3 protein-coding genes, 1 tRNA gene and 1 pseudogene are annotated in these 6,910 nt (G+C 73.8%); 3 read left to right on the forward strand and 2 right to left on the reverse strand.

All coding sequences use genetic code 11. From position 1 onward, the window contains the following. Window positions 1-107: 107 nt before the first annotated feature. Window positions 108-848: a GPP34 family phosphoprotein gene (locus tag AE652_RS29470; RefSeq protein ID WP_049656970.1), complete on the reverse strand. Its 741-nt coding sequence runs from the start codon at window positions 846-848 to the stop codon at window positions 108-110. A 298-nt stretch (window positions 849-1,146) separates the two neighbouring features. On the opposite strand from AE652_RS29470, the gene AE652_RS46670 reads away from it, so the two are divergent. Beyond that, on the forward strand, window positions 1,147-3,579 hold the full coding sequence (locus tag AE652_RS46670; RefSeq protein WP_049656971.1) for a D-alanyl-D-alanine carboxypeptidase: 2,433 nt from the start codon (window positions 1,147-1,149) through the stop codon (window positions 3,577-3,579). A gap of 87 nt (window positions 3,580-3,666) precedes the next feature. On the opposite strand, the gene AE652_RS29480 is transcribed toward AE652_RS46670, so the two are convergent. Further along, entirely contained in the window at window positions 3,667-5,205 is a 1,539-nt protein-coding gene (locus AE652_RS29480; RefSeq protein ID WP_082346052.1) for a glycosyltransferase family 39 protein, read from the reverse strand. Between the two features lie 240 nt (window positions 5,206-5,445). Here AE652_RS29480 and AE652_RS29485 point away from each other — a divergent pair. Together AE652_RS29485 and AE652_RS29490 are read left to right on the forward strand one after the other, a co-directional pair. Further along, window positions 5,446-5,518 (forward strand) — tRNA-Arg (locus tag AE652_RS29485). Window positions 5,519-5,764: 246 nt separating this feature from the next. Continuing rightward, a pseudogene (locus AE652_RS29490) lies at window positions 5,765-6,910 on the forward strand (PKD domain-containing protein); the annotation flags it as partial.

Here is a 6,910-nt window from a genome sequence, read left to right on the forward strand (position 1 = left end):
CGGCGGGCGTGCGGCCGGTGGTGTCGGGCGCCGTGATGGCTGCCCGCCGGGCCGCGCGGACCGCCGCGGTCAGTGCGCTCCGCCGAGATCAGTGCCCGCCGCTGTGATCAGCGCACGCCGACCCGGGAGGCGGGGACCCGCCCGCCCGAACCCCGGCCCGCCGTACGGGCGCCAGGACGGCCGGAAGCGGCCCCGGAACCCTGGGAAGAACGGTTCTGCTGAGCCGGTAGGCCGTTCTGCACGTCCATCACGGCGTGCGCGACCATCCCGCCCAGCGGGTCGTACCGGATCAGGTCGCGCAGCCGCGACCGCGAGGACCGGCCCTCGTTGCCCGGGTACAGGTGCTTGCCCAGGCCGACCGAGTGGGCCAGCGCCGCGAGCGCCGCCGTCCGCGGATCCGGCGGGACGCCGGTGCGGATCGCGGTGTCCAGCCGCTGCTTGATCGCGGCGTTGGTGCAGTCGTCGGACGCCTGGTACCGGGTCGTCGGCAGCACGCCGCACACCTGGCCCGGTACGGCCGTGACCATGCCGCAGCGCTCCAGGTGCGCCAGATACGTCTGCCGCAGCCCCAGCCGGGGCCCGCCGATCCAGTGCGCCGCGCGGACCGGACTGCCGCGTCGGCGCAGCAGTTCCAGTGCATGGTCGAGGGTCGGGTCGCCGGTCGGCCGTGCGAGCACGACGGCGATCCGGTCTCCCTCCGGTACGATCCGTCCGGCCAGGGACAGCTCGACGAGCTGGGCCCCGGCAAGTCCGAGGTCGAGGGTCTGCGGCTGCGCCGTGGTACCCGTGGTCGGGTCCAAAGCGAGCAGCAAGAGTTCCTCGGGAACAGTTCTGCGGCTCTTGCCCATCCAAGCCTCCCCGCGTGGATGAGAGACAGGGTGACGCCTCTCACACGGGCTTGTCGAGTACGCCTCCGAATCGTGACCTTGCGGTGAAGGCGCGGAACCGGCGGCGGCGGGCCCTGCGTCTGAGCGGTGAACAGACCGCGGCGCGGCCGGGCGACGACAATAAGCGCCGGTCGGGCGGGGTGTGCGCGGCCGGAACGGCCGCCGGTGGCGGAGACTGTACAGGTACACGGGGCGGGGCGTCGGCTTCCCGAAATCGGGTTCGCCGGTGCCCCGCCGGGCGTTGAGGAGGCTGGGATACGTGGGCGAGTCCCCCGACAGGGTGCTGAGGGACGGCGACGAGCGGCAGCGGGACCGCGAACCCGAACGGACCGGTGCGGCGGCCGGCGCCGCCGGGCCGGCCGGGGGCGGCTCCGGTGCGGCGGCCGACCGGGCGTCAGCCGCGGCTGAGACCGGGGCGACCGCGGAGACCTCCTCCGAGGCCACCTCGGCCGCCGACTCCGGCACCGCCTCGGAGAGCCCCGCGGAGACCTCCGCCGAGGCCGCCCCGGAGGCGTCCGACGACGCCCCGGCGACGGCGCCCAAGGGCGGCTCGACCGTGCAGCTCCGCGTCCGGGATGTGGACAGCCGGACGACGATGCTGCGGCTGCCGGTGGACAACCGGACCACCGCGCTGCGGCTGCCCGAGGAGCTGGTGAAGGCTGCCGGCAAGGGGAGTTCCGAAGGTGGGGGCGAGGAGAAGGAGTCCTCGTCGGACACCGCGGAGGTGACGGAGCCCGCCGGGCGTCCGGTCGCCGCCGACCCGCGTCTCGCCATGCGGACAGGTGCCGCGGTGGCGGGGAAGGCCGGGGAGAAGACGGCCGAGCCGTCGGGGGAGACCGGCTCCGAGGGCGGCTCCGAGCCTGCCGCCGCACCGGTGGAGAAGGCGGCGGAGAAGCTCGACGAGCCGGCCGACGAAGCGGCCGACAAGGCCGACGAAGCCGCCACGGCGGAGCCGGTCGAGAAGGCTGCGAAGACCGAGAAGAGCGAGAAGGCAGGGAAGGCCGAGGAGACCCCGGAGGAGACCGGCGACACCGGCGACGACGAGGCCGCTCCCGCCATCGGCTCCGTGACCCTCGCGCTGACCAAGCCCGCTCAGCCCGGTCAGTCGGGTCAGCGGCCGGGGCAGGCCGAGAAGTTGGAGAAGCCCGCGCCGCTGCGCGCCTCCGCGGCCGCCGCCGTCCCCGGGACCGGCACCGTGCCGGAGCCGAAGCCCGAGCCCAGGCCCGAGCCCAAGCCGCTTCCCGAGCCCGAGCCGACCCCCGGTCCGGCGCCGCTGCCGAAGCCGACCCCCGAGCCCGCCCCCGTACCGGCGCCGAAGCCGCTGCCGGAGCCCGACCCGCGGCCGGTGCCGCCGGTCCCGCCGCTGCCCAAGCCCGAGCCGCTGCCCGCCCCGGAGCCGCTGCCGTCGCCGGAGAACACCGCCGAGGCGATGGAGGTCCTGGCCTCCCTCAACGCCCGCCCGGTCTCGCCGCTGCGGCGCGCCCTCAAGCGGGTGACCATCTGGACGGTCTTCCTCGCCGTGGTGCTCGGCGCGCTCGCGGTGGCCCAGCTGCTGCGTCCGCTGCCGGACCCCAAGCTGAAGATGACCGCCGCGGGCAGCTACAGCTTCTCCGGCGACGTACTCGACCTCGCCTGGCCGGCCAAGGGCCAGTCCGCCGCCGAGGTGGTCGGCGTCGGCAGCCTCGGCAGCTCGGGCCAGGAGACGCCGTCCTCGATTGCCAGCGTCACCAAGGTGATGAACGCCTACCTGATCCTCCAGAAGTTCCCCCTGAAGAAGGGGGAGAGCGGTCCGAAGATCACCGTCGACAAGCAGGCCGCGCAGGAGTCCGGCAACGTCGACGAGTCCCGGGTGACCCTCACCGAGGGCCAGGTCATCACCGAGTACCAGGCGCTGGAACTGCTGATGCTGCCCTCGGCCAACAACGTGGCCCGGCTGCTCGCCCGCTTCCACTCCGGCTCCGAGGACGCGTTCGTCAAGCTGATGAACGACACCGCGACCAAGTTCGGCATGACCAACACCATCTACGCCGACCCGGCGGGTTTCAGCGCGGACACCAAGTCCACCGCCAAGGACCAGCTGAAGCTGGCCGAGCAGGTCATGCAGGACGAGATCTTCCGGCAGATCGTCTCCACCCCGGAGACCAACTTCAACAACGTGAAGATCTCCAACACCAACAACCTGATCAACCCGAAGACCGGCGTCATCGGCGTCAAGACCGGTTCCAGCACCCCGGCCGGCGGCTGCCTGATGTGGGCCGCCTACAAGGAGATCGGCGGCGTGCAGCGGCTGATCCTCGGCGTCACGCTGGGCCAGCAGGCCACCTCGCCCAACCCGGGCGACGGCATCCTGCCGACCGTGCTGAAGGTCAGCGGCAAGCAGATCCAGGCCGCGCAGAACGGCGTGACCGGCCAGACCGTGGTGAAGAAGGGCGACGTCGTCGGCTCGGTGGACGACGGGATCGGCGGCAAGGTCGCGGTCGTCGCGACCAAGGACCTGGTGGTGGCGGGCTTCCCCGGCATCTCCGGCACGGTCACCCTGGACACCTCGAAGATCGGCCACCGCGCGCTGGCCGGCACGGAGGTCGGCACGCTGCGGGTGGGCGCGGGCGAGGACAAGGCGGAGGTCCCGGTGGCCCTCCAGTCCGACCTGAACCCGCCGTCCATCCAGTCCCGGCTGCTGCGCACGCTGTGAGGCGCTGAGCGGCTGAGGCGCCGAACGCGGGACGGAAGAAGGGGAGCCGGTCCACACCGGCTCCCCTTCTTCCGTTCCTTCCGCCCCCTACACGTCCCGGTCGAGCAGCGCGAGCGTGAGGCCGCCGAGCGGCGTCACCCGGTCCGGGTCGCCGTACTGGGTGCGGAGCACCTGCGCCTGGTCGGTCGGCATCGCGCCCAGCGGGTCCTCGGTGTCGCCGAGGACCAGCAGCCATATCCGGGACACCCCGCCCAGGCAGTCCGCCGGCTGCGGGCAGGGCGTCGGGGAGAGGTCCTCGGCGTCGTCTGCGCTCTGCGCGACGAAGACCGGGAAAGGGACGACGTCCCGGGGCAGGTAGTAGCTGACGCCCGGCCAGGCCATCGCCCAGGACTGGTCGCCCAGCGGGGCCGCCATCCCGTCCCCGGTGTGGTAGCCGGCCGCTATCTCCCGGGCCGCCGCCTTGAACGGCTCCTCCGAGCCGTTGTGCGAGTCCGCGTACCGGATCTCGGGCTGCTTCGGCAGCGCGACCACGGCCGGTGCCGCGAGCAGCCCGACCGTCAGCAGCCCGGCCACCGCGACGGCCCCCCGGGGCGCCCGGCCGCGCCGTCGGGCCAGGGCCGCCACCGCGCCGTACACCGCCCCGGCGCCGCCACCGGCCAGCACCGCCCAGGCGGGCACCGTGAACAGCAGGTACCGCCCGAGGAAGTACGAGGTGTCGGTCAGCCGGGACACCAGCCAGACGCCCACCACCGGCAGCTCCGCGAGCAGGAGCGCCTGCCAGGCCTGGATCCGCCGGCCGGGCAGTGCCAGTGCCAGCAGCGCCAGCGGGACGAAGGCGTAGAAGACGAGGTCCGAGCCGAAGAGGCGCTCGCCGAAGTAGGCGAGGCCGCGCAGGGAGGGGGTCGGTATCCAGCCCAGCTGCCGGTCCGACTGCCGGCTGCCCAGGAGCACCACCGGCAGCACCGGCAGCGCCGCCACGGCGACCGCCAGCGGGTACTGCCACAGCAGCCGCCGGTCCGCCGCCGGACGGGTGCGCCACAGGTGCAGCGCCAGGAGCCCCAGCTGCCCGGCGACGGTGCTGAAGGAGACGAGGTGCCCGGCGCCGGCCAGCGCCATGGCCACGCAGTACGGCGCCCAGCGCCGCCAGGTCGGCCGCTCCAGGGCCCGCAGCAGGAAGTACGAGGCCGCCGCGATCGCGCAGGTCACCAGCGCGTAGGAGCGCGCCTCCTGGGCGTACCGGGAGATCTCCGGGGGCACCGCGAGCAGCAGCCCGGCGCCGACCGCCGCCACCTTGCTGCCGAACAGCCGTCGGGCGGTGAGCGCCACCAGCGCCGCCGCCCCGGCCATCGCCAGCACGGAGGGTATTCGCAGGGAGAGCGTCGAGTCGCCGAACACCGCCGTCCAGCCGTGCATCAGCAGGTAGTACGCGCCGTTGCTGGCGTCCACGTGCTGGAGCAGTCGCAGCAGGTCGCCCAGCGAGCGGGTGGACACCGTCCAGGTCGCCATCTCGTCCCGCCACAGGTCCGGCGTTCCCAGCCGGTACCCGCCCACCGCCAGCATGACCAGCGCGGGCCACACCCACACCTGCCCCAACAGCCGGCCCACCGGGCGCACAGCAGGTCTCATCGAGTCCTTCGTCTCCTTCACGCGACGCGCCGGGGCGGATCCCGCCCTGCCCGGCAGGCTACTTGACCCGCCCTGACACGCCGTCGGCCACCCGCACCCCCTCCGCCGCCGTGCGGCGCCTCCCGCGGATCCCGCCCGGTCCGCGCCGCCGCGGCCCGATCCGACAAGATCCACAGGACGCACCCCGAGCCCCAGCCCCGATCCGGTACGCTGTGAACGGCCCGGCAGCACGCGGGCCCCGCCTCAGTAGCTCAGGGGATAGAGCACGGCTCTCCTAAAGCCGGTGTCGCAGGTTCGAATCCTGCCTGGGGCACAACGAACACGCAGGTCACAGGCCCTCCGCCCATGTCGGGCGGGGGGCCTGTGCCGCTTTCCGGGCCGGCCGGGCCGGTCGGTTCCGCCGGTTCGCCGCACGGTCCGGTGCGGTCGTCCCGTCCGTTCTCCGGGCCGTTCACCGGCCGATGCCGGGAGGTGGCCGGATATTCCGCCGGGTCCGAACCTTTGTTCAGGTAGGCTCCGGTCCAGGCTTTTTTGAACTCGTTCAAGCACTGGGGGGCCGGTGTACCGTCACCGCTTCATCATCTCCACCGCCGTCGTCGCGGCAGTCGTGGGCTTCGTGCCCGCCGTGGCGCAGGCGGCGAGCCCGTCCGCCGCTCCCGGCGGGGCCGCGACCGCCACCGCTCCGGCCGCCGGAGCCACCGCGGAGCAGGCCGGACAGGCCGCCGCGGAGCAGGACCTCGCGGCCAAGGGGGTCGGGGCCGCACAGCAGAAGACCGCGGCCGCCGCGCCGTCCTCGGCGCCGTCGGCCGCGCCGAAGTTCACCGTGGGCGTGGGCTCCTACAGCACCGACTCGCTCAGCGTGGGGGTCGCCACCGGCGTCACCACCGACCTGCCCAACGGCTCCATCGGCTACCAGCTCGACTGGGGCGACGGCAGCCCGGTCGAAACGGACGCGGCCAACGCCAGTGCGTACGGGCACTTCAAGCACACGTTCAGGAAGGCCGGCACCCACACGATCACGGTCACGGCGACCGACCAGACCAGCAAGCTGACCGCCACTACCACCGCGGAGGTGGTGCTGAACGGCTCCGAGTTCACCCCGTACGCGCCGACCCGGCTGCTGGACACCCGGGACGGCACCGGGGCGCCGTACGTCGGGGCCGTCGGCCCGAACGCCGCGACCAGGGTGAAGGTGGCCGGCCGCGGCGGCATCCCGGCGGGGGTGTCGGCGGTGGCGCTGAACATCACCGCGACCAACGCCGTGGCGGACGGGCACGTGATCGCGTTCGCCTCCGGCACGTCGCAGCCGACCACCTCGAACGTGAACTTCGCGGCGGGGAGGACGGTGCCGACGCTGGCGATCGTGCCGGTCGGCGCGGACGGGTACGTCGAGCTGGCCAACCGCAGCGGCGGCACGGTGGACCTGATCGCCGACGTGACGGGCTACTTCGCCAAGACCGCGGCCAACGGGTACACCTCGATGAACCCGGCGCGGATCGCCGACACCCGCGAGGGCAAGGGCGCCGCTCAGGGGCAGGCCGCCGGCCAGAGCACCTTCGCGGTGCAGGTCGCGGGCCAGGGCGGGCTGCCGGCCCAGGGGGTGGCGGCCGTGGCGCTCAACGTGACGGTGACGAACCCGCAGGGCTCGGGCCACCTGACGGTCTCGCCGAGCGGCGGGCAGCCGTCGGCCACGTCGAACCTGAAC

Origin of the sequence: Kitasatospora sp. MY 5-36 (assembly GCF_001182915.1) — a bacterium.
Lineage (GTDB): Bacteria > Actinomycetota > Actinomycetes > Streptomycetales > Streptomycetaceae > Kitasatospora.

Coding starts and splice junctions, on each gene's coding strand:
- AE652_RS29480 (WP_082346052.1), bottom strand. CDS start 5,205: ATGAGACCTGCTGTGCGCCCGGTGGGCCGGCTGTTGGGGCAGGTGTGG.
- AE652_RS29470 (WP_049656970.1), bottom strand. CDS start 848: ATGGGCAAGAGCCGCAGAACTGTTCCCGAGGAACTCTTGCTGCTCGCT.